Here is a 244-nt window from a genome sequence, read left to right as displayed (position 1 = left end):
GCCCATCAGGACTTGCCCTTCGAACAGGTGGTGGAAATTACCCGGCCGCCGCGCAGCCTGGCCCACAGCCCGCTGTTCCAGACCCTGCTGAGCTGGCAGGACAGCAGCGCGCCGACCCTGGCCCTGGGCGACCTGGCTCTGGAGAGCATTGTCGAGCACAGCCATTTCGCCAAGTTCGACCTGTCGTTGAACCTGGGGGAAGTGCAGGGCAGCATCCTCGGTGCGCTGGAATATGCCGTGGCGC

Annotated in this window: 1 protein-coding gene; it reads left to right on the top strand. The window is 65.6% G+C overall.

Going from position 1 to position 244, the window contains the following annotated elements; genetic code table 11:
- Positions 1–244, top strand: a 244-nt coding sequence (locus AAEY78_RS14595) for a condensation domain-containing protein (protein ID WP_352340175.1), incomplete at both ends; no start/stop codon positions are given.

The organism is Psychrobacter sp. 16-MNA-CIBAN-0192 (assembly GCF_040309565.1).
Lineage (GTDB): Bacteria > Pseudomonadota > Gammaproteobacteria > Pseudomonadales > Moraxellaceae > Psychrobacter.
This window is presented reverse-complemented; position numbering and strand designations above follow the sequence as displayed.